Source organism: Bradyrhizobium sp. SZCCHNR3119 (genome assembly GCF_032487775.1).
Taxonomy (GTDB): domain Bacteria; phylum Pseudomonadota; class Alphaproteobacteria; order Rhizobiales; family Xanthobacteraceae; genus Bradyrhizobium.
In genome coordinates, this window is record NZ_JAUEUV010000001.1 from 49,816 (window position 1) to 74,894 (window position 25,079).

A 25,079-nucleotide genomic window follows, 5' to 3' on the forward strand; every position below is an offset into this window, starting at 1 on the left:
GAGAGGACGATCATGAACGACGAAGCCGACGCCAGCCGTTTTCACGTCAGGCTCGAGCGTAGCGATGGAACACTCACCTTCAAGGCTGCAGCCGACGAATATCTGCTCTACAGCATGATCGATGCCGGCATCGAGAGCCCCTTCATCTGCGAGCAGGGCTGGTGCCTCGCCTGCGCGGCGCGACTGCTCCAGGGCGAGGTCGACCGCTCCGCCGCGCTCACCGTCTATCCCGAGGACGCCGAAGCCGGCTTCGTGCTGCTGTGCTCGACCAAGCCATGCTCAGATCTCGTCCTGATGCTGGACGAGCATCAAACCCGCCGGGACATGATGCAGCATCGGATCGAGCACAATCAGCTCGCGCGGGCCTACCCACCCGGCACACGCTCCCGCTTCCGCCGCGGCCGCGCCGCCGCGCAAACGAACCGTCATGACTAGCGCCCGGCACTGATCATTCGCGCAGTATCTCTCGAGCGCAACGGTGACTCCGCCTGTGCATCGGCACTCGCTGACAGCCCGAGCGCCGGAATCATTCGCGGAGGTTCTTACCGCAAGCGCGCCCCGGAGCTCAACGCCCGAGCGATTTCAACGAACTGCCGCTCATGTAGATCGAGCCTGGCGACCGGCCAATCCAACGTGTTCGGCAAGGCTTTCGTCGACGAGCGCCAGCGCGGCGCGCGCCTCCTCGAAGCACTCGGCTTCACTCAATCTGGCAAAAGCACGCTTGCGATGCGGCAGATAGATGTTCTTGGCCACCGACAGATGCGGCAGCAGCGCGAGCTCCTGGAACACGACGGCGATCGCCTTGGCATCCGGATCGAGCCGGCCGTCGATGCTGATCGATCCGCCGTCGTGGCGATGCGAGTCGGAGATGATCCGGATCAGGGTCGACTTGCCGGCTCCGTTGCCGCCCAGCAGCGCGTGGATCTCGCGACGGCGAATCCACAGATTGGCGCCGCGAAGCACCTGGGTGGCGCCAAAGCTCTTTTCGATGTCCCGGGCTTCGAGGACGGATGCTGTCGCGTTCGTCTCTTGCGTCATCATCTCACGCGCGACTGGCATTTCGGTGCTCATGATGCGGGCTGTTTCATTGCATCGTCTCAGAGGAAGCCGATGGACAGCCGGGGCACGAAGGCGACCAGCAGCAGCCCGAGCACCAGCGCACCGAGATAGGGCCAAATGCGCGTCAGTCCGGCATTGGGATCGATCTGCCCGATCGAGCACGCCGCGTAGTAGCCGAGGCCGAAGGGCGGCGCGAACAGGCCGATGCCCATCGCCAAAATGATCACCATCGCGTAGTGCACCTCGTGTACGCCGAGCAGCTTCGCCGCCGGGAACAGCAGCGGGCCGAACAGCACCATGGCGGGGAGACCTTCGAGGATGCTGCCGAGCAGGATGAACACGACGATCGAGATCAGGAGGAAGCCATATTTGCCGCCGGGCACCGCGACCATCATCGCCGCGAGCGCATGCGAGAAGTTCGATTGCGTTAGCGCCCAAGCCATCGCAGTGGCGGCCCCGATGATGAACAGGATCGCCCCCGACAGCGCCGCGGTGTGGACCAGCGCCGGATAGAGATTGCGCCAATCGAAGCGGCGGTAGACGAACAGCCCGACCAGGACCGTGTAGGCGATGCCTATGGTCGAGACCTCGGTCGCAGTCGCGACACCCTCGGTCACCGCCGTGCGGATCAGCACGGGCAGTAGCAGGGCCGGCATCGCAGTGATCAGCGCAGAGCGGATGGTGGTCCACGATGGGCGCGGCCGGATGATGCCTTCTGGTTCGACCATGCGGCGCTTGGCGACGATGGCCAGCGCCGCCGCGAGCACGAGGCCCGGCACGATGCCGCCGGTGAACAGCGCCGAGATCGAAACGCCGGCGACCGAGCCGATGATGATCAGCACGATCGAGGGCGGAATGGTCTCCGCCATCGCGCCGGAGGCGGCGAGCAGCGAGACCAGCTCACCGTCATGAATGCCGCGCCGCTTCATGTCCGGAAACAGCACCGGCGCGACCGCGGCCATGTCGGCGGTCTTGGCACCGGAGATACCGGAGACAAGGAGAATCGCGCCAAGCAGCACATAGGACAGGCCACCTCGCACGTGCCCAACCAGCGAGACCAGGAAGCCGACCATCGCGGTTGCCATTCCCGTCATCACGATCAGATGGCCAAGCAGGATGAATAGCGGAATCGCGAGCAGCACGAGCGAGGAGACGCCTTCGTCGATCCGGCTGGTGACGACCTCGAGCGGCGCGGTGGTCACCGTCAGCAGATAGGCCACCGTGGCAAGACCGAAGCAGAACGCGATCGGAACACCCGAAAGGACCGCCGCGCCCAGCAGGATCGCGAAAAATACCACGAGGTTCCAATTGCCGAGCGCCTTCAGCGCCGGCGCTGCGATCCACAATGCGGCTCCGATCGTCGCCAGGAGTGCGAGCGTGATCGCGATGTCACGCGAGGCGTGGCGTGCCATCCGCAGCAGCGCGGTTGCCAGCATCAGCGCGATTCCAACCGGCACCGCGCCGGCCCGCACGCTGTCGGGCAGGCCGAGCGCAGGCGTTTCCGCAAACGCCTGCCCGCTCGCATAGTCGATCGCGGGATGCAGCAGGATGGCGAGGAACAATGCCGGCGCCATCAGCGCTGCGCTTTCCAGAACCGCGCGCGTGCGCGGCGCGACGCGATCGACCAGCGCAGTCATCCGCATGTGCTCGCCGCGGCCGAGGGCGAGCACCGCGCCCAGCATGGCGAGCCAGAGAAAGGTGATCGACGCGAGTTCGTCAGCCCAGGTCAGCGGCCGGTTGAAGGCGAAGCGCGCCGTCACGCTGGTGAAGAGAATTCCAACCTCCGCGACCAAGGCGACGATCGCGGGAATCTCGATCAGCTTCGTCAGCGCCCGCTCGAGGCCGTCGACGATGCTGTACTTCGTGGATGCTGCCAGAGACGCGTCGACGGTGTTCATCCTAGCTCTCCGACATTCGACTGCAGGATCGTCCAGGCCTCCTCGCCGAACCTGCCGCGCCAATCCTTGTAGAAGCTGCTCTTGGCGAGCACGGCGCGGAACGTGCTCTTGTCGACATCGATGAAGGTGAAGCCCTTCGCTGCGAGATCCGCGCGCAGACTCTGGCTCAGCGCGGCAATGTCGGCGCGCTCGTCATCGGCCGACTTGCTGAACTCGTGCAGGACGAGCGTCTGCAGGTCGGACGGCAGCTTGCCGAAGGCGGCCCGATTGCCGAGAATCCAGTAGGCATCCCAGACATGGCTGGTGAGCGAGCAGTACTTCTGGACTTCATAGAGCTTGGCCGTGGCGATGATCGGCAACGGGTTCTCCTGCCCCTCGACGACCTTGGTCTGCAACGCGGTATAGACTTCGTTGAAGTTGATTGGGGTCGGACCCGCGCCAAGCGCCTGGAACAGGCTGGTCAGGATGGGGGCGGCCGGAACGCGGATCTTGAAGCTCTTGAGATCGTCCGGCGTCTTGATCTCGCGGGTCGACGAGGTGACCTGACGGAATCCGTTGTCCCACGGCTTGGAGAGCGCGATGGCGCCGGTCTTCTCGATATCCTTGCGGATGTGGTCACCCAGGCTGCCGTCCATCGCCTTCCAGACCTGGTCGTAAGATGTGAAGGCAAATCCGGTATTGACGATGCCGGCGAGCGGCACGCGTGTCGCGAGTACGGAGCTCGAGATGTTGATCGCATCGACGGCGCCGACTCGGACCTGCGAGATGAGGTCGGTGTCCGAGCCCAGCTGGTTGGCCGGATAAAGATTGATCTCGAGCCGTCCGCCGCTGGCTTCCTTGATGCGGTCGGCGGCCTGCTGCGCGCGCTTGTTGACCGGATGCGACGGATCCTGGCCGGTCGCGAGCTTCATCGTGAACTCGGCCGCCTTTGCATAGCGCGAGACGGCGATGGCGAAAGGCAGGGCTGCCGTCCCCGCCAGGAATTGTCGACGCGTCTTCCCCTTGCGCATTACCATTCCTCCAATATGAGCTTGTTGTTATGCCCGGCGCTCAAGCGCACCGGAGTATCGACGATGATCGTGAGAGGCGGCTGGCTATTTGAGCCAGCCCTTCACCTGCCTGGCGACCTCCGACAGAGAGATGCCGTAGCGGTCGTGCAGCGTCGGCAGCGCGCCCGCGTCGAGGAATTCGTCGGGCAAGCCGATCTGCCGGAAGCGCGCATGCACGCTGGAGCGCATCAGCAGTCCCGCGACGGCCTCGCCGAGACCGCCGATCACCGTATGGTTCTCGGCGACGACGACCAGGCGGCCGGACCGGCCGGCCTCGCGCACGATGGTCTCGGCGTCGAGCGGCTTGATGGTCGGCACATGCAGAACGGCGACGTCGACACGATCGTCAGCGAGCGCCTTGGCCACCTCGAGAGCACGCATCGTCATCAGGCCGGACGAGATCATCAGCACGTCCCTGCCGTCGCGCAACAGCTTGGCCTTGCCGAGCTCGAACTTGTAATCATACTCGTCGAGCACCAGCGGCACCTGTCCGCGCAGCAGCCGCATGTAGACCGGCCCCTGATGCGCCGCCATCGCCGGCACCACCTGCTCGATCTCCAGCGCATCGCAAGGATCGATCACGGTCATGTTCGGCATCGCGCGCATCAGCGCGAGATCCTCCGCCGCCTGATGGCTTGGACCATAGCCGGAGGTCAGGCCGGGCAGCGCGCAGGCGATCTTCACGTTGCGGTCTTCCTCCGCGATGGTCTGATGGATGAAATCGTAGGCGCGGCGCGAGGCGAACACGGCGTAGGTCGTCGCGAACGGCATGAATCCCTCGGCGGCTAGACCCGAAGCGGCGCCGAACAAGAGCTGCTCGGCCATCCCCATCTGGTAATAGCGGTCGGGAAATTCCTTGGCGAAGATGTGCAGGTCGGTGTACTTGCCGAGATCGGCGGTCATACCGACGATCTCGGGACGGCTGCGTGCCAGCTCGACCAGCGCATGACCAAATGGCGCGGCTTTGGTGCGCTGGCCTTCGGAGGCGATCGAGGCGATCATCGCCGATGTCGTCAAGCGCGGCTTGCTCAGATCTGGCGCTGCTCGCGGCGTCTTCATCACGGCCTCCCGGCTTCGAGCGCGGCAAGCGCGAGTTGCCACTCGTGCTGCTCGACGCGAATGAAATGGTTCTTTTCTCGCTGTTCGAGGAACGGCACGCCCTTGCCCATTAAGGTGTCGGCCACGATCATCCGCGGCTTCGGCGCCTCATGGGTCTTGGCGGCATCGAAGGCCGCCACGACGGCGTCGAGATCGTTGCCGTCGACGCGTTGCACGAACCAGCCGAACGCCTCGAGCCTCGCCACCAGCGGCTCGAATCCCATTACCTGCGTCGAGGGACCATCCGCCTGCTGATTGTTGACGTCGACGACGCCGATGAGATTATCGAGCTTGTAGTGGCTGGCGGACGAGATCGCCTCCCACACCGAGCCTTCGTCGAGCTCGCCGTCGGAGAACAGCGTGTAGACGCGCGAGCTCGATTTCTTGCGCTTGAGCCCGAGGCCCATGCCAACGGCGATGCTGAGGCCGAGACCGAGCGAGCCGCCGGACATTTCCATGCCCGGCGTGTAGGATGCCATGCCCGACATCGGTAGCCGACTGTCGTCGCTCCCATAGGTTTCGAGCTCAGCCTCCGGGACGATCCCGGCCTCGATCAGCGCGGCGTACAGCGCGATGGCATAGTGACCATTTGACAGCAGAAAGCGATCCCGCTCATCCCAATCCGGATCATCGGGCCGGTAGCGCATCGCATGGAAATAGGCCACCGCCAGGACGTCCGAGATGTCGAGCGCCTGGGCGATATAACCCTGCCCCTGCACCTCGCCCATGCGGAGCGCATTGCGGCGGATGTTGTAGGCGCGCTGCGCCAATGTCGGTGCGTTGACGAGCCGAGTCGTTGCGGTGTCCATCGTCTAAGACCTTGTTAATGGATCAGCATGCCGCCGTTGACGTCGATCACGGCACCGGTGACGTAGGCGGACAGATCCGACGCAAGGAACGTGTAGATGCCAGCGACATCGTCGGCGGTGCCAAGACGGTTGAGAGGAATGCCTTCAAGGATCTTGACCTTCATTTCGTCGGTCAGCTTGCCGGCGGTGATGTCGGTGCCGATCAGGCCCGGCGTCACGCAGTTGACGCGGATGCCATCGATGCCGAACTCGCGCGCCATCGCCTTTGCAAGGCCGAGCACGCCGGCTTTGGCTGCCGAATAATGCGGGCCGCCGAAGATGCCACCCCCGCGCTGCGCCGAGACGGACGACATGCAGGCGATCGAGCCCGATTTACGGGCGCGCATGTGCGGGATCACGGCCTGCGACAGGAACAGCACGCCCTTGAGGTTGACGTCCTGGATGCGATCCCAGTCTTCCGGCGTGATGTCGAGCAGCTTGACCGGCTGGGTGATGCCGGCATTGTTGATCAGGACGTCGATGGCGCCGAACTTTGCGGCCACTTGCGCGACGGCGTCGTTGCATGAGGCCTTATCGGCGACGTTGCAGGCAAGCCCGATATGCTGATCGCCGAGCGTGGCAGCCGCATCGGCGGCCGCGGCAGCATCGATATCGAGGATGGCGACGCGGGCCCCTTCGGCCGCAAACCGCCGCGCGGTCGCAAGCCCGATGCCTCGCCGCGAGGCTGCACCCGAAATGATCGCCGTCTTGCCGCTCAGCAGCATCCTTGTCCTCCCGATGTCTCGTTTTCGTGGGCGCAACCATGACCGGCGGAAGTGACGGCGACAAACGCGCAGTTGTCATGGATCGATGAATCTGGTTCACTTATCGGATGCTATCGAACATCCCGATCTCGTCGATCAAGGCGTTTGAGGCCGCTGCGCGCACCGGCTCCTTTCGCGATGCAGCAAATGAGCTTCACCTGACGCCATCAGCCGTCAGCCATGCGATCCGCAAGCTGGAAGCCACCCTGCGCACCGTGCTGTTCGAACGGAAGGCGCGCGCGGTTCACCTCACCCCGGCCGGCGAAAACCTGATGCGCCACGCCGGCGCCGCCTTCGACCAACTGCGCAGAGGATTGGAAGAAGTCGCCGCACGCGGCCCCCAGCTCGTGCGCGTTCATTCTGCACCGAGCTTTGCCGCGCAATGGCTGACGCCGCGCCTGGCACAATTCCTCGCCGCGCATCCCAAGTTGGAGGTGCGACTCTCGGCCAACACAGACTACGCACGCTTCAAGAACGATGATTTCGACATCGATATCGTCTACGGCGAGCCACATGCCGAAGGCGTCGAGATCGTGCCCTTGGCGGAGGAGACGATCACGCCGCTGTGCTCACCTGCGCTCGCAGCAACGATCAAGCGACCGGCGGATCTGCTGGAACGAACGCTGATCCGCTCCGACGTCAAGCAGATCCAATGGCATCAATGGTTCGCTGCCAACGGTCTTGAATCTCCCGCCCTTCACGGCATGCGCTTCGACCGCAGCTTCCTGGCGCTTGCGACCGCGGCCGAAGGCCTCGGTGTCGCGCTTGAATCGACCCTGCTGGCCGAGCGTGAGCTCGCGTCAGGTCGGCTCGTCGCGCCGCTGGCCGGCCGCGCCACGGACATCCGTTATGTGGGCCATCGCCTGGTATTTCCTCGCAACGATCACCAGCGCATGGCCGTGCGCGCCTTTGCCCACTGGATCACATCCGAGCTGGGTTGGGAGCATTGAGCATGCTTGCGCCAAAATGGCGAAGGTCCCGTGGGCATCACGGCCCAGCCGGAGCCCAACCGCAGAGATCCAAGGCGCAAAGATTGTCGGTGACGCCATGCCGACAAGTCGCGTCGTCCCGCACCTTACTGCGAACCACCCTGGTCATTCTGGATCGCAAAACGGATCAAGTCCGCGAGTGTCCTGACCTGCAGCTTCGTTCGCATCGACGAGCAGGCGTTGGTCACCGTGCTATAGCTGATGCCCAATTTGACGCCGATCTGGTCATAGTTATTTCCTTTTGCGAGCAGCGAGAGGATCTGCAGCTCGCGATCTGAGAGATTCTTGGCCGCCAGTTCGTTGCTCTTGGAGTGCAAGAGAGCCACCTGCACCGCCATGTCGTGGCTGAGATGCGTGGAGCCAGCAGCCACGCGCTCGAACGCGCTGACGAATTCCGAAGACGGCGAGTCCTTGAGCACATAGCCGGCCGCCCCGCTGTCGAGCGTTCGCTTCACGATCGCAGGATCATTGTGCATGCTCAGGACGAGGATCCGCGTCTTTCGCTCGCAGTGAATGATGCGTTGGATCAGCGACAGCCCGCCCAAATCATCCCCGGCGAGCGTGAGATCAACGATGACGACATCGGGCCGATGTTTCAGGAACGCCCCATAGCCGGTCCTGACGTCGGTCGCCTCGTGAATCGGCGCAACGCCGATATCCTGCAAAAGATTCCGGCAGCCTTTCAGCATCATGGGGTGATCGTCAACGAGAAGCGCGCTTGTCATGACACAACGCTCCCTTCAAATGCTTCAACCGGCACGTCACCTCCATCCGCGGCAAGGATCACCGTCAAAATGGTTCCGGACGACGAACTCTCCAGATTGAACGCACCGCTCAGCGCCTCGACACGTTCGCGCATTCCGGCCAGCCCGACCCCAGGCTTGAACGGTCTCCGCAGGCCAATTCCATCATCCGATAGTTGCACGAACACAAACTGTCTTTTCAAGGCGTCCTTCTGATCTATCGTCAAAACGATCTTCTGCGCCTGAGCATGCCGGACCGCGTTGAACATGCCTTCCTGAACGCATCGATAAATGGTCAGATCGATGACAGCCCCATAGCTCTCCTGCAACTCGCCAATTGTCTGTTCGAATTCCGGAGCATTATCCGTACTATCGAATTCAACAATCAGCTTGATTAGACAATCCTTCAAGGGAATCTGCCCCAAGGCCATCGGACGAAGCCGGTCAAGCAGCCGCCGGTTGATGCTCTGAATTTGCGAAACGATATCGATGACGTCCAACGCCCTATCGTGCAATCGCGTGAGCTCGGGTCGATCCTTGGACATACGAGCGATCGCGGTCGCGCCAGCTTCGAGCGTGAACAGGCATGGGCCGACCTCGTCGTGGAGCTCCAGAGCGGTTCGCCGCCGCTCTTCGTCCTGCGCCGTCAGAAGCTTTACATTCAGACTGCGGTTGGATTGATACGCGACAGCCAGCGCTTCGGCCGTCTTGTTGAAATGATCCGCAATGATGGAAAGCTCCGACATCGACGGGCTCGGCAGGCGCACGGCGTAATTTCTGTCCTCGAGGTGTTTCAAGCCGGACACGAGGCGCGTGAGGGGCTCCAATATTCGGCCGAAGAGAATAAACAGGACGAACAGAACAGCTGCATTCAAGCAGAACGCGGTCAGAACAAGAGCTCGAACATAATTCCAGGCTTCATTGATCTCGTCGCTTGGCTCGGACGTAATCACCACAGTTCCAATCTTCTGGCCTGACGCAACGATCTGAAACCGATTTCGCTCGATCGGTGGCGCGATCAGGCGAGTAAACCATTCGGGAGCGTCGTGGATATCCGTGTCATCCGTGGCCTTATCGGACGACGATGCCAGTGCCGCGACAGACCTTCCTTCTGCATCGATCACCGATATCTTGATGTGACGAACGGGTTGAAAATGCAGATCGATGCTCCGTAGCAGAATGGCCGGCGGCATATCCCGTAGCAACCGGATGGTATCTCCAACCAGGGCATCGGCAAGCTGCATCGAGGATGCGATTTCACGTCTCGTGTTGGTTCGCGCATTCATGATCACGACTGTGGTCGTCAGTGCGGCGGCGATGCAGTCGATGAGCAGCACGATCGCGATCAGGCGTATCCGCAACGAACGGAAGGAGAGGGACCGCAAGAGAGTCCTGCTCGCGTGTCGCCAGGACGGGTGATAACTCGTCATTTCATTTCACTTCGCCGGTACCAGTGGTTCTCTCGTCACTTCGGATCCGTGCATGCGGCGTCCTTGCAAGAGGCCGCATGCCTATAGGAGGCGCCGACATGTTCGAGCGCCTGAGTCCGGCCCTCACCATTGCGCCTGAGGATCAGATAGTGCTGGCACATGTCGCCATAGAGCTTACGGTCGGGCGACACGTCGGCCGCATCGACCATGCCGGCCATGATATCGACGTATCGCTCGGGCTGCCCTGCTTCCGCCAACGCATCCGCCGTTTGCACCGTCCGGTTCGCGATCATGCGTTCGTCTTCATAGAAGCGGGACACGGCCTGCCGGATCGCCCTCCGCAGCCGATCGACCTCCGGATCGGTCGCCAGCACCTCATGGCCGACCTCCCGGCCCCGCAACCAGACCGCAGGTTCGATTTTGTCGGTGACCGCAAGCCATGTCGAAACGTCTTCCGGCTTCTTGACCACAACGGTCCGTTCGTCTCGCGACTCCGGCTCCTCATTGCAGGCGGCAAGGAAAGCCGTACACAGGAACAGAAGCACGGAAAAGGATCGGCTGCTGCGCGCCACCGAGAGCATTTGCGCCCCTATTTCCGCACGGCGCACGGCACGAGGCTTCCCGATCGGTCGGCAACCTTGATGCGAGGAATCCCGCGGCGGCCGGCGGGCCCCGACCACCCGAGACCTGCTCCGCCTCCCGTGGCGATCTTCGGGGTCGGCCGTTCGAAAACCATGTCACTCTGCCTCGGCCTTCGCCTTGATCCCTTCCAGTCCGGCCCGGAATAATCTGCGCAGGGCCGACTTCGCCGCTTCGTCATTCAAATCATCCGGCGGCTCGTTGTCAGTGTCACCGCGGTAGACGTGCGCGGTCCATTCGACATTGCTGCCACCATGTGCGTCCGATGTCACGACAAGCGTCGCGGAATAAGAACTCGCCGGCAAGGCTCGTACGTTCGGATTAAGCATCCGATAGGAATAGGTCATTTTTGCCGGATCGTACTCGTCGACTTCCTCCTCGAGTTGCTCGCCATTGCCAAAGGTCATGACCCGTTTCTTGGTCGAACCCTCGCTCGATTTCACCACAGCATCCCATTTCGAGATGCCTGCATAGTCGCCCGCAATCGCCCAGACCCTGTCCGGCGCCGCCTTGATCGCGATCGTCTCGTCGACCTTCTGCGGCGTCGGGCCGTGCGCAAGGGCTCCCGCCGTCCAGGCGAGAAGACAGGTGGCGGCGTAGACAGGATAAAGGCGCATCGGAAGACCCTCACAGGTTGGCGGACTTCAGACCGGCGAGGCGCCGGCCCAACGGCGAGAAAACGGCAAGCAAAGCGAGGAGCGCGAGAGCCCCGGGCACCCAGCGCAGATCGGTCAGGCCAGGGCTCGCATGAGATGTTGCGATCGGGAGATAGCCTTGTGCGAGGTGGGACGAACCGTCCATATGCGCGTAGCCAAGGCCCGCCTCCTGAGCGAGTTGCTTCAGATAGGGCTCGCGAACGGAGGACAGGTGTTCCGTCCCGATTGCGGCGGCGGCCCCGAACGGCGCATTCCGCGGATTATAGCCCGGCCGGCTCTCGGCATCGGGCGGAGGCGATCCGAAGCGATTCTCATGCGGCACATCATCAATACCCCAAAATCCGACCTCGTTACCGCGATCGTCGAATTTCGGGATCGGAGACAGAGAGTAACCGCCGGCCCCGACAATCAGCCCCCTCACCTCGCCGCGCTTGCCCTCGAAAGCGGGAGCGCCTGAGGCCGGCAATGGCGGCGCCTCCTGGCCGTCGGTGATGAAGATGAGATCCGCGCCGAGGCTCTTGGCCATCTCGATCGATCTATAAAGACCGGCAGCCACGTGACTGTCGCCTTCCCAGGCTTCGCGCCAGTCGATCGCTTCGATCGCGCCGGAGACCGCACCATAGTCCTGGCAGACATCGACCGGCTCGAACAGCAGGAACGGTACGCGCTCGCTGAACAAGCCCAACGCCAGCCGGCTCGGGCATGGCAATTTGCCGATCATGTCCTTCAGGGCCGCCTTGGCAACGAGCAACCGGCTGGTCGGCTTGCCAGCGACCTGATAGTCGCGTGTATTCATGCTGCCGGTGATATCGACGATCGCCAGGACGTCGACCCCGATCACGGTCATGGGCATAGGCGGCAACGCAATCGCGACACACGCCAGCGCCAACGCTGCGAGCAGCAGCAGGGCCATCGGATCGCGCAGATTCTGCCGCCAGTTCCACATCACCATGTCACCATGCAAGATCATCAGGGAAGCCCCTGTGGCTTGCCGGGGATGTCGGTCCAGATCTTCTTCCGGTCCGCCTTGACGTCGTCGCCGGACGTGCGTTCGAACGTCGGAAAATCTCGGATCAGCCGTGAGGCCACGTCGAAATTGAATTTCGCATCCCAATCATCGGGCGATAGCGTGAGCGCCCGCCGATATTCTTCGCGCGATAGCACGACAAAGGGGCCTGCACTGTCGAGCTTGCTTGCCGTGATCAGATCGAACGCCTGCCGCAGGCGGCTGTTGGCAAGATCGTAATGCGCGATCGCGGCAAGCCGCCCGGCGTCCTGCTTGTCGAGTGCTTGGACATAAGGTCGCACCTCGTCGATGCGGTCGTGATCGAGCAGGAAGGACACCCGTGCCAGCAGCAATTCTGCCGGTGCGTCCACGGCGACCGGAACATCATGGTTCGTCTTCAACCGACGGATCGCCTCATTGGCCTTGACGATGAGAGCTATCTCGACAAGCAGCGCAAGAAACGCCAAGACAAACAGCGCCAATAGCGCGACCAGCAGGCGCGACCGCCAGCGTGGCCACAGCAGCGTCCAGGATATCCTGCCCGGCCGAGACCTGGTCCGATGGAGACCGAGCGCATGGCTGGAAGCTCCGGTCATATCGGCACTCCGATCGCCGTTTCAGAGGCCGCGCGGCGTGTGACCAGACGCACCTCAACCAGCTTGCCTGCGACCAGCACAAGAATGGCGCCGCAGGCTGCAGCGTAAGCCAATCCCGTCAAATCCCTGCGTGGAACGCGCTCGGCATAGGTGATCGGATAGCGTTCGAGCTGGTCGATCCGATTGATGGCATCGGCGACCTGATCCGGATTCTCAGCCTGGAATGCCCGATAGGGGACGCCGAGCGTCTGGAAGAAAAGATTGAGAAAGCGCTCCGGCATGGCGCGTGGCGTGTCTTCGTCCGGACCGGGCTTGTCGAACATGCCACGACTTCCGGCCGTTCGCAGGAACAGGAAAAGCAGGTCCGCCTTGAATTTCCGGAACTCCGCGCGCAACTGGTCCTGCAGACGGGCTTCGATTACAGCGCTTCCATCGGAGACCAGCAGGATCGCGTGGTGCTCGTCCGGCCGATCGGCGGCAAACATCGAGAGCGCCATGCCGAGGCCGCGCGCCATGTTGGTGAAATCTAAGCCTGGACGATCGCTGGCATCGATCGCCGCCCTGACGGCGTCATGATGATCGGTCAGCGGCAGCACCAGCATCGGAGAGGTCGAGAAGGCAGCGACTCCGAACAGATCGTGCGGTCGCCTGCCGACGAATTCGCGCAGCAGGCGCTTGGTTGCCGAAGCCTTCGATTCCTCATTGCCTTCGGGCGTACGGCCGGCAAACGTATCGTTCATGCTTCCGCTGCGGTCGAGCAGGATGACGACCTGCGCCCCCTCGCCGGCCCGGCTGATCGTCTGGCCAAGGCGATATGGACCGGCGAGTGCGATGACCACCAGCGCAATCGCCGCCATTGCGGAACAGCGCAAGACCCAGCCGATCAGCATCGAAACCGCGTCGGCCGGAATCACGGCCACGGAGCCGACCTGCGCTGCGCGATGCCCGGAGAAGACCAGGGGCAACAGCGCGAACGCCAGCGCCAACAGCACCCATGGCCGATCCACCGCCAGGTTCATGCCCCGGTCCTTTCCGCAACAGCCAGCTTCCGCGCCAGCATCTCGATCCGATCGAACGAAAACTCCCGCCGCGCGCGCTCGGGATCGTTGGCGAAGAATGCCAGCCGCGATGCGCCGAAAAAGCCGCCTAAGCCCTCTCGCAAAGCCCGATAGGCCGCATGACGCTGCAGAAATATTTCGAGATCATCGGCCAGCACCGATCGATTGTCGGCCTGATCGATACCGCGATGAAGGGCTTCCAACGCCTCGAGATAGGCCGCGACTTCGTTCTTCCGGCTGCGCAAGCCCCGCAGTCGATTTGAGGCCAGCGAGAACGCACGCGCCGGACGCCGCACGAACGGCCACCAGGCGCGGTCATGAGCCACCAGGACCAGACAGAACAGCACAGCAACGGCTGCCGCGGTCAGGGACCAGACATGCGGACTGAGATCGATCACGGATGCGCCGCGGTCCGGCCGCAGATAGTCCTTTGGATCGCTCTTGGCCGGCGGCGCCACTTCCCGCAGCGGCGAAACACCAATGGTCCAGGCCGGAACATCGAACGATGCGGTCTCATCCGCCCGGTGAAACAGCAGCGAGAAGGCCGGAATCTCCTGCAGCCGCACATCGAGCGCATCATAGAAATTCTGGTAGATGATCGTCAGGACGTAGCGACGATCGGCGCCGTCACTTCGCTGCTTGATATCGACGGAACGAATGTCGAGCCAATAAGCGACGGCGCCAGGACGCGGCAACGACGCCATATCGATATCGGTACGGCCATCGACAACCAGCGTGATATCCGCTCGGATCAAATCGCCGACAAAATAGCCGATGTCGCGCGGCGTACGGATCGTCACCTGCTTCACTGCGGGCGCGTCGGCCGCCGCCAAGGTCGATGCCGGGGCGATCGCGCAGACCACCAGCATCGACGCAATGGCAAGGATACCCCGCATGAGGCTGCACATGACGGCTCTAAGCCTCCATGAGCTGCCGGGAGATCCGGTCGACATCCAACGCGTCTGAGATCACGATGGGCGCGCGCCCGAACCGCAGCAAGGTTCGCTTGATTCCGGCCTGTCGTTCGGCCGCCTGTTCGCGCCAGCGCCGTTTCAAGGCCGGGCGCATGAAAACGATCTTGCACTGCCCGGTCTCGAGATCGGTGAGCTCCATCAGCCCCCAATCCGGCAATGCTTCATTTTCCGAGGAATCGTTGATCACAACGGGGATAAGATCGTGCCGGCTGAGCGCCTCGCATGCCGAATTCAGCATATCGAGCGGTAATAGGAAATCGGAGATCACAAAGACGATTTTCCGCTTGCCGGCAACGCATCGTGCGGCTTCGATCAGGCCATCGGCATTCCGCCCGCTCCACTCTGCCTGCCGCAGGCGTGCCTCGACCTCCAGAGTGGCACCGAGACGGCGGTTTGGAAGGATGACACAGTCTTCCCTGATCCCGGAATCGAAGCCGATCAGCGCAAAGCGGTCGCCGCTGCGAACGACCGAGCGCGCCAGCGCACCGCAGAGCTCGGCAACCAGGTCCTGCTTGCGTGCCCGCCCTTCATAGGATAGCGACCGCGTGAGATCGACCAATGCATAAACGTCGATCGCACTGCGCTGTTGAAAGCGGCGGACCAGCGTGTTCTCGAACGGGTCGCGAAGCGTGCCACGGACATCGATCCGCCTCGCATCGGGATGCGCCATGAACGGCACCTGATCACGAAAAGTGCCGAAAGCACCGATACCCAAGCTCGAATGCGCGCCCGCCCGGAGGCCCGAGATGCGGCCACGCGGCCGGTAATGGATGTCGCGGGCTTCGGTCATGGCGCTGGCACGCTGGCAACCACGGCTGTGCAGAGATCGTGGACGATCTCTTCGCGCCGCAGCTCATAGATCGGATCGAGGAAGATCCGGTGCGCCATGGTCTCGACGAAGACGTCGCGGATGTCTTCCGGGACCAGCATGTCACGGCCCTCCAGCCACGCACGTACGCGCGCGGCGCGGACAGCGAATGCCAGCCCTCTTGGACTTCCGCCGCCCTGAACGAGACGCCCGGTATCGACACCGGGGATCGAGATCCCGGCCGCCCCAGGGTGCACGATGGCGTCCCACAGGCGCACCACATAGGCCTGCACCGCCTCGCTGGTATGAATGCTGCGCTGGATCAATGGCGCACAAACGGTCAGGGATTTGAAATCGAGGGCCGGTGCAGCGATCGCTTGCAACAGTTCTTCGGTGTCATGAAAGCGTGGATCAAATACCAATTGTCGGCGCACATCCGCTTCGATCGGCGTCTCGATGGCGATCTCCATCAGAAAGCGGTCTCGCGCAGCGGCAGGCAGCTCGAAGGTCTCCTCCTTTTCGACGCGGTTGCGATCGGCATAGACCTGCATATAGGGGAACTCGAACGTGCGGTTGAAGGCCGAAACGCTTCGTTCCGCCATCAGCCGCAGCAGCAGCGAGTGCATCTGCGGCCGCGCCCGGTTGATCTCGTTGAAGAAGAAGACCGATAATTCCTTCGATCGTTCGAGAACCGCTGAAGGCTCGACCCTCGGCCGGCCGTCATCCCCGAGATAAGTATGATAGAGCAGATCGCTCGGCATCATGTCCACGGTTCCCTCGATGCGCTCATAGCTGCCACCGAGAGACCGCGCCACCGCGCGCAGGATCGTGGTTTTTCCCACGCCGACATCGCCAGCGAGCAGCACGTGCCCGCGCGCGAATACCGCGATCGTGATCAGGCGGACCGCACGCGCTTGTCCAACAATGACCTGCTCGACCGACGCCTCAAATGCCGACGCGGCGGATCGCCAGCGCTCCAACAGGGAGGCGGTTGAAACGGCATCGTTCATCGAGACTCCGCGGGATGACCGTCACGGATTGCCGCCCGGACGGCAGGACATGAAGCCGAACGGATCCTTGACGATCGGCTTCAACGTCATACGGTCCGGCCGAGATGTCTCACTCTGCCGATTTGTCAGCGCGAGACTGTTGCGCTGGATCGGTACGCCCGATCCCGACTACTTCTCGGATATCTTATCGATCTCGTAGACGAACTTTCCGGTCTTGCGGAAATTCTCGACACGTTTGGCGTTACGCGCTTCCATCTCCCGCTCAGAGGCGTCCTGCTTGGCGACCTCCTTCGGATCGAGCTTGGGATCATATTTCGAGCCGGCGATCTTGTCCGGGAAACCAGGCTTCGGTTCCCAGCAATTTCCAGGCGCCTTGCACTTGGTGCCGTCATAGGCCGACGCCGGCGCGGCTAAGGCCACCGCCGCAACCACGACGATTCCCAAGGTGATAGAGTTCAGGGCATTTGTCACTTGGTCTTCTCCTCTCGCTGAAGCAGTTCTTTCCTTGACGGCTCTCGACAGTCGGCCGGAATGTCATGGTGCCTTGCATAGGCCCGGCGGATCATCCGGAAAGGTTTCTCCCCGCGTGAACGGCTTGAACTTCTTCTTCTGATCCGCCGTCAGCCACGTCGCCGCCTTGACATCATCCTTGTAGATATGCCGCACCCAAGCCATGACCTCGAGCATCTGATCGAGGGTCAAATCGTCGTAATGCGGCCCCATCTGAGCTCTTGCACCGCCAAAGATCGTCTCAAACAATCCCTGATCGGTCGTGTTCTTCGGGTAAGTCCAGTAGTCGTCATTAAGACCCGGACCGATTTTTCCTTCGCCGATTTCTCCGTGACAGCCCGAGCAGGAGGTGAGATAAAATGACTCGCCCACTTTCAAGCAACTGACGTCCTCGGCGTAAGGATTGACCCCGGTCTGAAGGAACTTGCGCACGCCCTCCGTATTGCGCCCCTCTTTCTGCGCTTCCGACAGATCGAGCGGCTCTCCGGTGTCGGTGTTGCGAAGGTCGAGCGAGGTGGGCGGTATGGGCTCGGCCGGTGTCGCGAACAGGCTCTGCGCAGTCATACCAAAGACAAGATAACCAATGATGAGCGATAATTTTCTCATTCCTGATCCCAACACGATTTCGGCAAGTTCTATCTAGTTTGATTTCGCAACTTGCATGGTCGGTATACCCTCGTCCCGGAGGATGTCCGCGATCTCTGGAGCCGCTTTTGCAAGGGCGGTATCGAGTGCGACGAGAAGCGCGTCATCTCCGAGCCGCACGCCCATCGACTGGTCATATTGCTGCGGCACCCGCTCGCCATCGCGGTCCGCATCGTCCTTGACAGGCGTCATCCTCAGCGCCGCGTTCGTCTTGACGTAACGCGCGACGTCAGGGGCGAACACAGCCGCCAGATCTGCGTTACCGCTTTCGACCTCGGATATGATCTTCTGCGGCGGGATTTGAGTGTACTGGTTGCGGGGCGAACGGAAGCCGACCAGCGAATAGAGATATGCCATGTTGTCGGTGTATCTTCCGACCTCCTTCAACATGACCTCGCTGGGCGATCCGAACTCGACGACGATATGTCCGAGCGACTTGATCTGCGGGTCTCCCCACGATTCCAGATTGATGTTCTTGTCCTTGCGAGTCACGAATACATAGCCCGCCCGGTAATATGGCTTGGTGGTCAGCACCCGCTGATCGCCGCTGTCAAGGCCGACCACGACATCGCATTTCTGCTTGTTCAGCCAGTCACGGACGAGATAGATCGCCGGCTTGTCGGAGAACACGAACACGGACTCACGGCCCATCGCCTTTGCGACTGTCGCGGCGATCTTGTTCTCGAAGCCGGTCCGATCCTTGGACGAGAACGGCAATTCGCTTCCGGCAGCGCAAATGCGCAGCTTCGACTCGTCGCTCGTGCCTGCCTGCGTCGCACGGCCCGACGCATCCGGATCGGACGCCGCAGCCGCAATCGGCAAAGGATCAAGCAGACAGGCGATCACGCCGGCAGAGGCGAACATAGAAACCATTAATGGTCGCGACATCACAATTCCAAACCTTGGATGAAGCCAATTGACGTTGAGGGATTACTCGGCCAGCGAGCGCGCGAACCACCACACCCCGCTCTTTCCAGCCATGCGGCCGGAAAGAGCACTGTTGTCGACGGCTCTGCGTAACATCCGACGAGGTTAGTTCGACGCCTTGTATTCGCCGAGGTTCACGTCGTCATAGGGGCCTTTCCCGTTCAGCGAGAAGACCATTACGCCACCGCCCATTTGGGTGTAATTGGCGAGCTGCTTGAAGGCGCCGACCGCACCAAGACCAGCCGTCGGATCCTGCAGGTCGAATACGAGACCGACGCCCGGCCAGCCGCCGACACCGTAGTAGATGGCGACATATTGGGTGCCGTCATGCATGTAGGTGATCGGATAGCCGATGGCCCCGGAAGGCATCTTGAACTTCCACAGCAATTCGCCGGTATCGCTGTTGCGGGCCTTGATGAAGCCATCCAACGTCCCGTAGAAGACCAGGTTTCCGGCAGTCGCCAGCGTGCCGCCCCAGACGGCGAAGCGTTCCATCTTCTCCCATTTGAATTTGCCGGTGATCGCGTTGTAGGCCTTGATCTGGCCGAGACCTTCATAATTCTGGCGATCGCCCTTGGGACCAGGATACATGTTGAGCGTCGCGCCGACGAAGAACTGTCCGGCACGGTAGGGCAGCATGAAGGGCTCCCAATCCATGCAGATGTGATTGATCCCCATGAAAAAGAGCTCTTTGGTGGGATCGTAGGAGTCGTGCCCCTGGTTGTGATAGCCCATCGCGGACGGACAGATGTCCTTCGCGAGATGGTCCATCCTTGTGCCGTATTCCGGATCTCGTACCGGCTGGCCGCTCGCCAGATCGACGGTCTTGAACACGTTCACCGTATCGTCGATCTTGTTGGCGGACACCAATTCGCCATTGGTGCGATCGAGTGTGTAGACGATGCCGTTGCGGTCCGGATGCGTCAGCAGGCTTCGAGTCTTGCCGTCCTTGTCCTTCTGCTCGGAGAGCATCATGACGTTGACGCCTGCATAATCCCACTCGTCGTGCGGCGTCTTCTGATAGCCGAACTTGGCTTCGCCGGTGTCGACATCGCGACCAAAAATGGTCATCGTCCACTTGTTGTCGCCAGGACGCATGGTCTCGTTCCAGGGTGCCGGATTGCCGGTGCCGAAATAGACGAGATTGGTCTTCGGATCGAAGGCGTACCAACCCCAGTTGGTGCCGCCGCCAACCTTCCAGGCATCCCCTTCCCACGTCGAGAGGCCGAGACCTTTCTGCCCGTATTGGGGATTCTTGATATTGAAGTCTGATGCAAGCAGCAAATCCTTGTCCGGACCGGTCGCGTAGGCGCGCCACTTCTGTGCACCATCGTGCACGTCATAGGCCGTCAGATAGCCGCGAACGCCGAGCTCGGCGCCGGAGGAGCCCACCAGCACGGTGTCCTTGACCACGTAGGGCGCGATCGTCAACGTCGAGCCGACCTTGATGTCCGAGTTCTCCATCTTCCAGAGCAACTCGCCCGTCTTGGCGTTCAGCGCTTCGATATGCCCATCGAGCAGTGTCTTCAGAATCAGCGGTGGTGTCTTCGCGTCTCCCGGCCAATAGGCAAGACCTCGGTTGACGATGTCACAGCACGCGACCGCTCGCGCCGCCGGGTTCTGCTTCGGCTTGTCCTGCCACAAGATCCGTGTTGGATCCTTGAGGTCTAATGCGAAGGTGTTGTTCGGGAACGATGTGTGGATGTACATCGTGCCATTGACGACAAGCGGCGCGCCTTCGTGGCCGTTGAGCAGTCCTGTCGAGAACGTCCAAGCCGGCCTCAGATTCTTGACGTTATCCGTATTGATCTGGTTAGCCTTGCTATAATTGTCCGATTTATAGTCCTTGCCGGGCATTGCCCAGTTCTCGTCGCTCTGCGAGAGCTGGTCGAGCTTGTCGTTCGCGCTTGCAAGGCCTGCCCCTCCCAGCGAACCCATCGCAAGAAGCGCTGCAAATGATGCGGTTTGTAAAAGCCTGTGCATTTAGGCCCATCTCCTGCTGTTTCCTGCCCTGCCTGTATTCGGCAGGTGCCGCGCCCATGATTTTAAGAAGTGCCATTTGGTCGCACTTCCTGCGATCCTCGCTATGTTGAGGATTGCATCAAACAATCCTAAGTCGTCTTCTTCTTCTGCGCAGCAAGAGGATGTCTCAAACTTCCTATGGCAATCTTGCTATTAATGCGGGAAAAATTCCCAGGGCATCATTTGCCGGGAATGGCTTCGCGCTCCCCCGGGGAGGCGTCGGCCTCTACTACGGCAAAGAACCCGGATATGGATGGAAGGAATCGCGTGGATGCCGCTCAAGATCGCTTCCGCCATTGGCGCCGGCTTTATGATCCTGCTTGGCCTGACACATCCGCACGGGATCAAGCCAATGCCGGCAGCTCTCTATCTGGAAGAGCATCGCCGCGCGATGTCGAGCAGCGATTACCAGCGTTACCCCGGCGCTGGCGTGCTGTTCTGCCGCGACGAAGCCCGACTATTCCAGAAAGCTGCCGCTGCCTGGCTGATTGGAAGCCGCTCGCTGGTGATGATGAACGCGCATAACTTTCGCGACCGTCATGGACGACAGACGCGTCCTATCAATGACTGCTATTTTCAGGTCGGCGGCAAGAATTACGATTTTGGCGGCGATCTGCAGCTCGGCATCCCTGCAGACGCAGATGCCTTGCACATCACCGACGACTGGGCGCTTGCGCGCCTCGAGCATGCGGTTGCCGCGGACGTCGCCCCTCAACCGGTCCCGAAGGCTTCGACATTGACGACCGGCTATGGCGTCCTCCAGGTGACGATGGTCTCGCCCGCGGGGCACGGAAACTACAATGGACCCACCAGCATAGAGCCATGCCGGATCCACCTGATCGATCCGCCGACTGAAGGCGGCATCCGCAGGGCCCGGCATGACTGCAACGACGGTTATGGCGGCTCGGGCTCCGGCCTATTCGATGACAGCGATCACCTCATCGCGATGCAGAGCGCTTCGCTTGACATGAACCGGCGTCTCGCCTTCGATATCGAGCGGCATTACGGCTCAGCCCTGGTGATCGAGGGCGAGCTTCGCAGCGCGATCGTGAAGATCCTTGAGAAGGCACCATAAGCTCAAACGTATAAGCTGCATTTCCCTTTGTGTTCGCCATTCTGATGCCTGATGCCAGCTGACCGTGATAGGCGCTTACATGCTGGCTCCATCGCGCTGATGGTCAAGCACGATATCAAATTCGGGACATGGCCGAGACATATGTGACGCCTCGGCCATGACGCGACGGCAGGCTCGCGCCCTTACTTGCTGTCCTGACTCACCGTCGTTTTCGGCCTGATCGCGTCGGCCGTGCCCTGGATGAAGGCCTGGATCTTGACGACGTCCTCGTCCTGCAGCTTGCCGGTGAAGTCCGGCATGCCGCGTTCGCGGAACGGCCCCTTGAACACGACGTCTTTCAGGCTGGCGATCTCCTCGGCCGGCACGTAGCCGAGATTGCGGACATTGCCGCCCTTGTCGACGCCAGGGACACCATGACAGGTGGCACAAGCGGCGACATAGATCGCGGCCCCCTCGGCCACATCTTTCGGATCGTATTTGACGCCCTGCAGCAAGCCTTCGACCTGATACTTCACGAACTCCGGCAGCTTGGCTTTGCCGTTGAGCGCGAACGTATAGACCGTGCCGGGGCTTCTGCGCTCGGTCGCACGCTGCACGATTCCATAAACGCCACCCCAGCCGACAGCGACTGAGACATATTGCTGACCGTCGAGCATGTAGGTCGACGCCGCTGCCACCACGCCGGTGCCCGTCGGGGTCTCCCATAGGCTCTTCCCGGTCCTTGCATCATAGGCGACGAAACGCCCGTCCGCGGTCCCCTGGAATACCAGGTTTCCGGCTGTTGTCAGCGTGCCACCGTTCCAGGGCGACGCGTAGTCGATGTGCCACGCTTCCTGCTGCTTCACCGGGTCCCAGGCAACGAGTCGACCGAAGGCAGGCGCCTTCGGCGGCGTGCCGTTCAGTACGAAGGCGACATTCCAGCCGGTCGCGCCGCCAAACTTGCCCGGTGTCGCTGCATTCTGTTCGAACTTCTGCTCCGGCGTCAGGTTCACGGGCACGTTCTGAGCCGGCAGATAGACCAAGCCGGTCTGCGGATTGAACGACATCGGGTGCCAATTATGCGCACCATAGGGGCCTGGCACGCTATCATAGGGCGCAGCGCCGCGCGCGGCCGGCACTTCGATCGGCCGCCCGTTGACGTCATAGCCGGTGGCCCAGTTCACATCGACGAAGTTCTTTGCCGAGATGAACTTGCCATTGGTCCGATCCACGACGAAGAAGAAACCGTTTTTCGGCGCATGCAGAATGACCTTGCGCGGCGCCCCGTCGATCGTGATGTCGGCGAGGATCATCGGCTGCGTCGAGGTATAGTCCCAATTGTCGCCGGGCGTCTCCTGATAGTGCCAGACGTATTTCCCGGTATCGGCGTTCAGCGCGACCAGCGAACTGAGATAAAGATTGTCGCCGCCGGACGGACTACGGATCGCTCGATTCCACGGCGCGCCGTTGCCGGTGCCGACATAGACCATGTTCAGATCAGGATCGAATGTGATGGTGTCCCACGGCGTGCCGCCGCCGCCATTGAGCCAGTATTTGCCGGCGGGATCCCAGGTCTTGGCGGCAGCCGCCATCGAGTCATCCTCGAACGGCTTCGACGGATCGCCGGGTACGGTGAACCAGCGCCATATCTGGTTGCCAGTCTCGGTGTCATACGCGGTGATATAGCCGCGCGCGCCGTATTCAGCTCCGCCCTGCCCGATCAGGACCTTGCCGTTGAATGCCCGGGGCGCACCGGTGATGGTGTAGGAATGCGCGTGGTCGATCAGCGTATCCTTTTCCCAGACCTTCTGACCGGTTGCGGCATCGAGCGCAATCAGCCTGCCGTCATAGGCACCGACGAACACCTTGCCCTTGTAGACGGCGACGCCGCGATTGACCGTATCGCAGCACCCCTTGTAACCGAGCTCCCGGTTGACACCGGGATCGAATGTCCAGAGCTTCTTGCCGGTGCGTGCATCGATCGCATGCACGATGCTCCACGAGGCGCTCTGGTACATGATGCCGTCGACCACGACAGGCGTCGCCTCGACGCCACGCTCGGAATCGAGGCTATAACTCCATACCAGTCCCAGCCCCTTGACGTTGTCGGCATTGATCTGGTCAAGCTTGGAAAAGCGCGTCTCGGCATAATCGAGGCCGATGGTAGGCCAGTCTTTCGACGTCGCGGTGTTGGCCTTGATCATCGTTTCATCGACAGCGGAAATCGCGGTCCTGATACGCGCCGGCGTCAGCTCGTCAGCGATAACAACGCCTGCGAGCAGCGCAAGAGTCACCAAAAGCGTAGCTGTTCGTGACGCAAGACGCGCGAAAGCCGGATGTAGCCATCCCATCATGTTTCCTCCCTTTGGTCTCTAACTAACGGACCTTCGCGCATCGTAGGCGTTTATCGAGGGAAGCGTCAATTCTGGAGCAGTACAAGACAGGCGTGAATGATACGGATAGAAAACAAGCCCGCCTCAGAGAGACGGGCTTGAGTTGGGATAGAATGAACGATCTACGCAAGGTGCCAAAATGCGCAGAGCTATAAACATGAAATCTCGATCATCGTGAAGCAACATGAAGAAAACGTAGATTTTGCGGGAATGTTTCCCGATTGTTATCAGACATATGCCTCAAGATGCCGCACTAAGTTCAGTGGACGGAAAAATCCGCCTTGTTACCGTGTGTCCCCGCGAGTGGTGTAGCTCGCCGCCTTCATGGATGAAGCCGAGGCCGACGTGCTCGCCTACATGAGCTTCCCGCCTCAGCATCGGGCCAAGCTGCACTCGACCAATCCGATCGAGCGCCTCAACGGCGAGATCAAGCCAGGACCGAGGTCGTCGGCATCTTCCCCAACGAAGACGCCATCGTCCGCCTATAGTCAGCACCATCCTGCTCGAGCAGAAGGACGAATGGACCGCTGCTGCCGAAATTCGCTTGCCGTGCTGGAGCATCGTTCATTACAAGCGCACCGGTCGGAAGATCCGCGTGATGGAACGGCGTGATCAGGAACGTGCAGCGCGCGCGGACATCGCTCGTCTCGAGGAAGGATGCCGTGAGCTCAAGCGCAGACTCCGGGCGGCCAGCGCGAGTGCCGAGTACTCCCCTGCCCCTCAGATTTCGGATGCTCCGCCGCAACTGATTTGCTTCCCGTTCAGGATCGCGAACCCGGCAGAGCGTGGCGGTCTGTCAAAAACGGCTCTCCCGGCGACAGCTCAGGTTGCGATGGACTCCGATCTGCCTGGTTCGAGGTACGGACCGTAGGGACCTTTGCTGGTCGGGACAACTGCGGCTGG

The 25,079-nt window shown here is 61.5% G+C and carries 24 protein-coding genes and 1 pseudogene; 4 read left to right on the forward strand and 21 right to left on the reverse strand.

Translation table 11 applies throughout. The annotated features are described in order from the left end of the window. Positions 1-12 precede the first annotated feature (12 nt). Positions 13-435: a 2Fe-2S iron-sulfur cluster binding domain-containing protein gene (locus QX034_RS00240; RefSeq protein WP_315705889.1), complete on the forward strand. Its 423-nt coding sequence runs from the start codon at positions 13-15 to the stop codon at positions 433-435. A gap of 162 nt (positions 436-597) precedes the next feature. Here QX034_RS00240 and QX034_RS00245 read toward each other — a convergent pair whose 3' ends face one another. The 6 genes from QX034_RS00245 to QX034_RS00270 all read right to left on the reverse strand — a co-directional run bounded on the left by QX034_RS00245 (position 598) and on the right by QX034_RS00270 (position 6,677). Next, a complete protein-coding gene (locus tag QX034_RS00245) occupies positions 598-1,059 on the reverse strand; it encodes an ATP-binding cassette domain-containing protein (protein ID WP_315705888.1) in 462 nt (153 codons plus the stop codon). Between the two features lie 38 nt (positions 1,060-1,097). Beyond that, complete coding sequence (locus QX034_RS00250; protein ID WP_315705887.1) at positions 1,098-2,957, reverse strand: TRAP transporter large permease subunit; 1,860 nt, start codon at positions 2,955-2,957, stop codon at positions 1,098-1,100. Continuing rightward, a complete protein-coding gene (locus tag QX034_RS00255; protein WP_315705886.1) occupies positions 2,954-3,967 on the reverse strand; it encodes a TRAP transporter substrate-binding protein in 1,014 nt (337 codons plus the stop codon). Before QX034_RS00255 ends, QX034_RS00250 begins: the two co-directional genes overlap by 4 nt. 84 nt (positions 3,968-4,051) lie before the next feature. Beyond that, positions 4,052-5,065, reverse strand: coding sequence for a transketolase family protein (locus QX034_RS00260; protein WP_315705885.1), 1,014 nt, complete (start codon positions 5,063-5,065; stop codon positions 4,052-4,054). Next, positions 5,065-5,913: a transketolase gene (locus QX034_RS00265; protein ID WP_315767930.1), complete on the reverse strand. Its 849-nt coding sequence runs from the start codon at positions 5,911-5,913 to the stop codon at positions 5,065-5,067. The genes QX034_RS00260 and QX034_RS00265 overlap by 1 nt, the downstream gene beginning before the upstream one ends. Positions 5,914-5,927: 14 nt before the next feature. After that, the gene (locus QX034_RS00270; protein WP_315705883.1) at positions 5,928-6,677 is read right to left on the reverse strand and encodes an SDR family NAD(P)-dependent oxidoreductase; all 750 of its coding nucleotides are present in this window, start codon (positions 6,675-6,677) and stop codon (positions 5,928-5,930) included. A 107-nt stretch (positions 6,678-6,784) separates the two neighbouring features. Here QX034_RS00270 and QX034_RS00275 point away from each other — a divergent pair, with 107 nt between their 5' ends. Further along, complete coding sequence (locus QX034_RS00275) at positions 6,785-7,666, forward strand: LysR substrate-binding domain-containing protein (protein WP_315705882.1); 882 nt, start codon at positions 6,785-6,787, stop codon at positions 7,664-7,666. 125 nt (positions 7,667-7,791) lie between these two features. Here the strand turns inward: QX034_RS00275 and QX034_RS00280 are convergent, their stop codons facing one another. From QX034_RS00280 to QX034_RS00345, 14 genes are all read right to left on the reverse strand, one after another. Beyond that, on the reverse strand, positions 7,792-8,430 hold the full coding sequence (locus tag QX034_RS00280; protein ID WP_315705881.1) for a response regulator transcription factor: 639 nt from the start codon (positions 8,428-8,430) through the stop codon (positions 7,792-7,794). Then, a complete protein-coding gene (locus QX034_RS00285) occupies positions 8,427-9,785 on the reverse strand; it encodes a LapD/MoxY N-terminal periplasmic domain-containing protein (protein WP_315705880.1) in 1,359 nt (452 codons plus the stop codon). Before QX034_RS00285 ends, QX034_RS00280 begins: the two co-directional genes overlap by 4 nt. Positions 9,786-9,913: 128 nt before the next feature. Next, positions 9,914-10,423: a hypothetical protein gene (locus tag QX034_RS00290; protein ID WP_315731360.1), complete on the reverse strand. Its 510-nt coding sequence runs from the start codon at positions 10,421-10,423 to the stop codon at positions 9,914-9,916. Positions 10,424-10,615: 192 nt separating this feature from the next. After that, on the reverse strand, positions 10,616-11,134 hold the full coding sequence (locus tag QX034_RS00295) for an SRPBCC family protein (RefSeq protein WP_315745120.1): 519 nt from the start codon (positions 11,132-11,134) through the stop codon (positions 10,616-10,618). Between the two features lie 10 nt (positions 11,135-11,144). After that, the gene (locus QX034_RS00300; protein WP_409998210.1) at positions 11,145-12,143 is read right to left on the reverse strand and encodes a vWA domain-containing protein; all 999 of its coding nucleotides are present in this window, start codon (positions 12,141-12,143) and stop codon (positions 11,145-11,147) included. Next, complete coding sequence (locus tag QX034_RS00305) at positions 12,143-12,775, reverse strand: MxaK protein (RefSeq protein WP_315705877.1); 633 nt, start codon at positions 12,773-12,775, stop codon at positions 12,143-12,145. The genes QX034_RS00300 and QX034_RS00305 overlap by 1 nt, the downstream gene beginning before the upstream one ends. Further along, positions 12,772-13,794 (reverse strand): vWA domain-containing protein, encoded by a 1,023-nt coding sequence (locus QX034_RS00310; protein ID WP_315705876.1) that lies wholly within the window; start codon positions 13,792-13,794, stop codon positions 12,772-12,774. Before QX034_RS00310 ends, QX034_RS00305 begins: the two co-directional genes overlap by 4 nt. After that, complete coding sequence (locus QX034_RS00315) at positions 13,791-14,729, reverse strand: nonribosomal peptide synthetase MxaA (RefSeq protein WP_315705875.1); 939 nt, start codon at positions 14,727-14,729, stop codon at positions 13,791-13,793. The genes QX034_RS00310 and QX034_RS00315 overlap by 4 nt, the downstream gene beginning before the upstream one ends. 19 nt (positions 14,730-14,748) lie before the next feature. Beyond that, the gene (locus QX034_RS00320; protein ID WP_315705874.1) at positions 14,749-15,597 is read right to left on the reverse strand and encodes an MxaS protein; all 849 of its coding nucleotides are present in this window, start codon (positions 15,595-15,597) and stop codon (positions 14,749-14,751) included. Then, a complete protein-coding gene (locus QX034_RS00325; RefSeq protein WP_315807131.1) occupies positions 15,594-16,625 on the reverse strand; it encodes a MoxR family ATPase in 1,032 nt (343 codons plus the stop codon). The genes QX034_RS00320 and QX034_RS00325 overlap by 4 nt, the downstream gene beginning before the upstream one ends. Positions 16,626-16,793: 168 nt before the next feature. Continuing rightward, positions 16,794-17,084, reverse strand: coding sequence for a methanol dehydrogenase (locus QX034_RS00330; protein ID WP_315705958.1), 291 nt, complete (start codon positions 17,082-17,084; stop codon positions 16,794-16,796). A 75-nt stretch (positions 17,085-17,159) separates the two neighbouring features. After that, complete coding sequence (gene moxG, locus QX034_RS00335; RefSeq protein ID WP_409977610.1) at positions 17,160-17,699, reverse strand: cytochrome c(L), periplasmic; 540 nt, start codon at positions 17,697-17,699, stop codon at positions 17,160-17,162. Positions 17,700-17,774: 75 nt separating this feature from the next. After that, the gene (moxJ, locus tag QX034_RS00340; RefSeq protein ID WP_315705871.1) at positions 17,775-18,644 is read right to left on the reverse strand and encodes a methanol oxidation system protein MoxJ; all 870 of its coding nucleotides are present in this window, start codon (positions 18,642-18,644) and stop codon (positions 17,775-17,777) included. Positions 18,645-18,812: 168 nt separating this feature from the next. Next, positions 18,813-20,645, reverse strand: coding sequence for a methanol/ethanol family PQQ-dependent dehydrogenase (locus tag QX034_RS00345; RefSeq protein WP_409977851.1), 1,833 nt, complete (start codon positions 20,643-20,645; stop codon positions 18,813-18,815). A 394-nt stretch (positions 20,646-21,039) separates the two neighbouring features. Between QX034_RS00345 and QX034_RS00350 the strand changes: the two genes are divergently transcribed. Further along, a complete protein-coding gene (locus QX034_RS00350) occupies positions 21,040-21,804 on the forward strand; it encodes a serine protease (RefSeq protein ID WP_315765865.1) in 765 nt (254 codons plus the stop codon). A 182-nt stretch (positions 21,805-21,986) separates the two neighbouring features. Here the strand turns inward: QX034_RS00350 and QX034_RS00355 are convergent, their stop codons facing one another. After that, a complete protein-coding gene (locus QX034_RS00355; RefSeq protein WP_410050927.1) occupies positions 21,987-24,134 on the reverse strand; it encodes a PQQ-dependent dehydrogenase, methanol/ethanol family in 2,148 nt (715 codons plus the stop codon). Positions 24,135-24,488: 354 nt separating this feature from the next. Between QX034_RS00355 and QX034_RS00360 the strand changes: the two are divergent. Continuing rightward, positions 24,489-24,699, forward strand: a pseudogene (locus QX034_RS00360) (transposase); the annotation flags it as partial. Positions 24,700-25,079 lie beyond the last annotated feature (380 nt).

Excerpts from the sequence above, each read along its gene's own strand:
- QX034_RS00295 (WP_315745120.1), bottom strand. The coding sequence starts at position 11,134 with ATGCGCCTTTATCCTGTCTACGCCGCCACCTGTCTTCTCGCCTGGACG.
- QX034_RS00255 (WP_315705886.1), bottom strand. The coding sequence starts at position 3,967 with ATGCGCAAGGGGAAGACGCGTCGACAATTCCTGGCGGGGACGGCAGCC.
- QX034_RS00240 (WP_315705889.1), top strand. The coding sequence starts at position 13 with ATGAACGACGAAGCCGACGCCAGCCGTTTTCACGTCAGGCTCGAGCGT.
- QX034_RS00325 (WP_315807131.1), bottom strand. The coding sequence starts at position 16,625 with ATGAACGATGCCGTTTCAACCGCCTCCCTGTTGGAGCGCTGGCGATCC.
- QX034_RS00345 (WP_409977851.1), bottom strand. The coding sequence starts at position 20,645 with ATGGGTTCGCTGGGAGGGGCAGGCCTTGCAAGCGCGAACGACAAGCTC.
- QX034_RS00350 (WP_315765865.1), top strand. The coding sequence starts at position 21,040 with ATGATCCTGCTTGGCCTGACACATCCGCACGGGATCAAGCCAATGCCG.
- QX034_RS00320 (WP_315705874.1), bottom strand. The coding sequence starts at position 15,597 with ATGACCGAAGCCCGCGACATCCATTACCGGCCGCGTGGCCGCATCTCG.
- QX034_RS00305 (WP_315705877.1), bottom strand. The coding sequence starts at position 12,775 with ATGACCGGAGCTTCCAGCCATGCGCTCGGTCTCCATCGGACCAGGTCT.
- QX034_RS00250 (WP_315705887.1), bottom strand. The coding sequence starts at position 2,957 with ATGAACACCGTCGACGCGTCTCTGGCAGCATCCACGAAGTACAGCATC.
- QX034_RS00300 (WP_409998210.1), bottom strand. The coding sequence starts at position 12,143 with ATGATCTTGCATGGTGACATGGTGATGTGGAACTGGCGGCAGAATCTG.
- QX034_RS00260 (WP_315705885.1), bottom strand. The coding sequence starts at position 5,065 with ATGAAGACGCCGCGAGCAGCGCCAGATCTGAGCAAGCCGCGCTTGACG.
- QX034_RS00315 (WP_315705875.1), bottom strand. The coding sequence starts at position 14,729 with ATGCGGGGTATCCTTGCCATTGCGTCGATGCTGGTGGTCTGCGCGATC.
- moxJ (WP_315705871.1), bottom strand. The coding sequence starts at position 18,644 with ATGTTCGCCTCTGCCGGCGTGATCGCCTGTCTGCTTGATCCTTTGCCG.
- QX034_RS00355 (WP_410050927.1), bottom strand. The coding sequence starts at position 24,134 with ATGGGATGGCTACATCCGGCTTTCGCGCGTCTTGCGTCACGAACAGCT.
- QX034_RS00275 (WP_315705882.1), top strand. The coding sequence starts at position 6,785 with ATGCTATCGAACATCCCGATCTCGTCGATCAAGGCGTTTGAGGCCGCT.
- QX034_RS00310 (WP_315705876.1), bottom strand. The coding sequence starts at position 13,794 with ATGAACCTGGCGGTGGATCGGCCATGGGTGCTGTTGGCGCTGGCGTTC.
- QX034_RS00245 (WP_315705888.1), bottom strand. The coding sequence starts at position 1,059 with ATGCCAGTCGCGCGTGAGATGATGACGCAAGAGACGAACGCGACAGCA.
- moxG (WP_409977610.1), bottom strand. The coding sequence starts at position 17,699 with ATGACTGCGCAGAGCCTGTTCGCGACACCGGCCGAGCCCATACCGCCC.
- QX034_RS00265 (WP_315767930.1), bottom strand. The coding sequence starts at position 5,913 with ATGGACACCGCAACGACTCGGCTCGTCAACGCACCGACATTGGCGCAG.
- QX034_RS00270 (WP_315705883.1), bottom strand. The coding sequence starts at position 6,677 with ATGCTGCTGAGCGGCAAGACGGCGATCATTTCGGGTGCAGCCTCGCGG.
- QX034_RS00280 (WP_315705881.1), bottom strand. The coding sequence starts at position 8,430 with ATGACAAGCGCGCTTCTCGTTGACGATCACCCCATGATGCTGAAAGGC.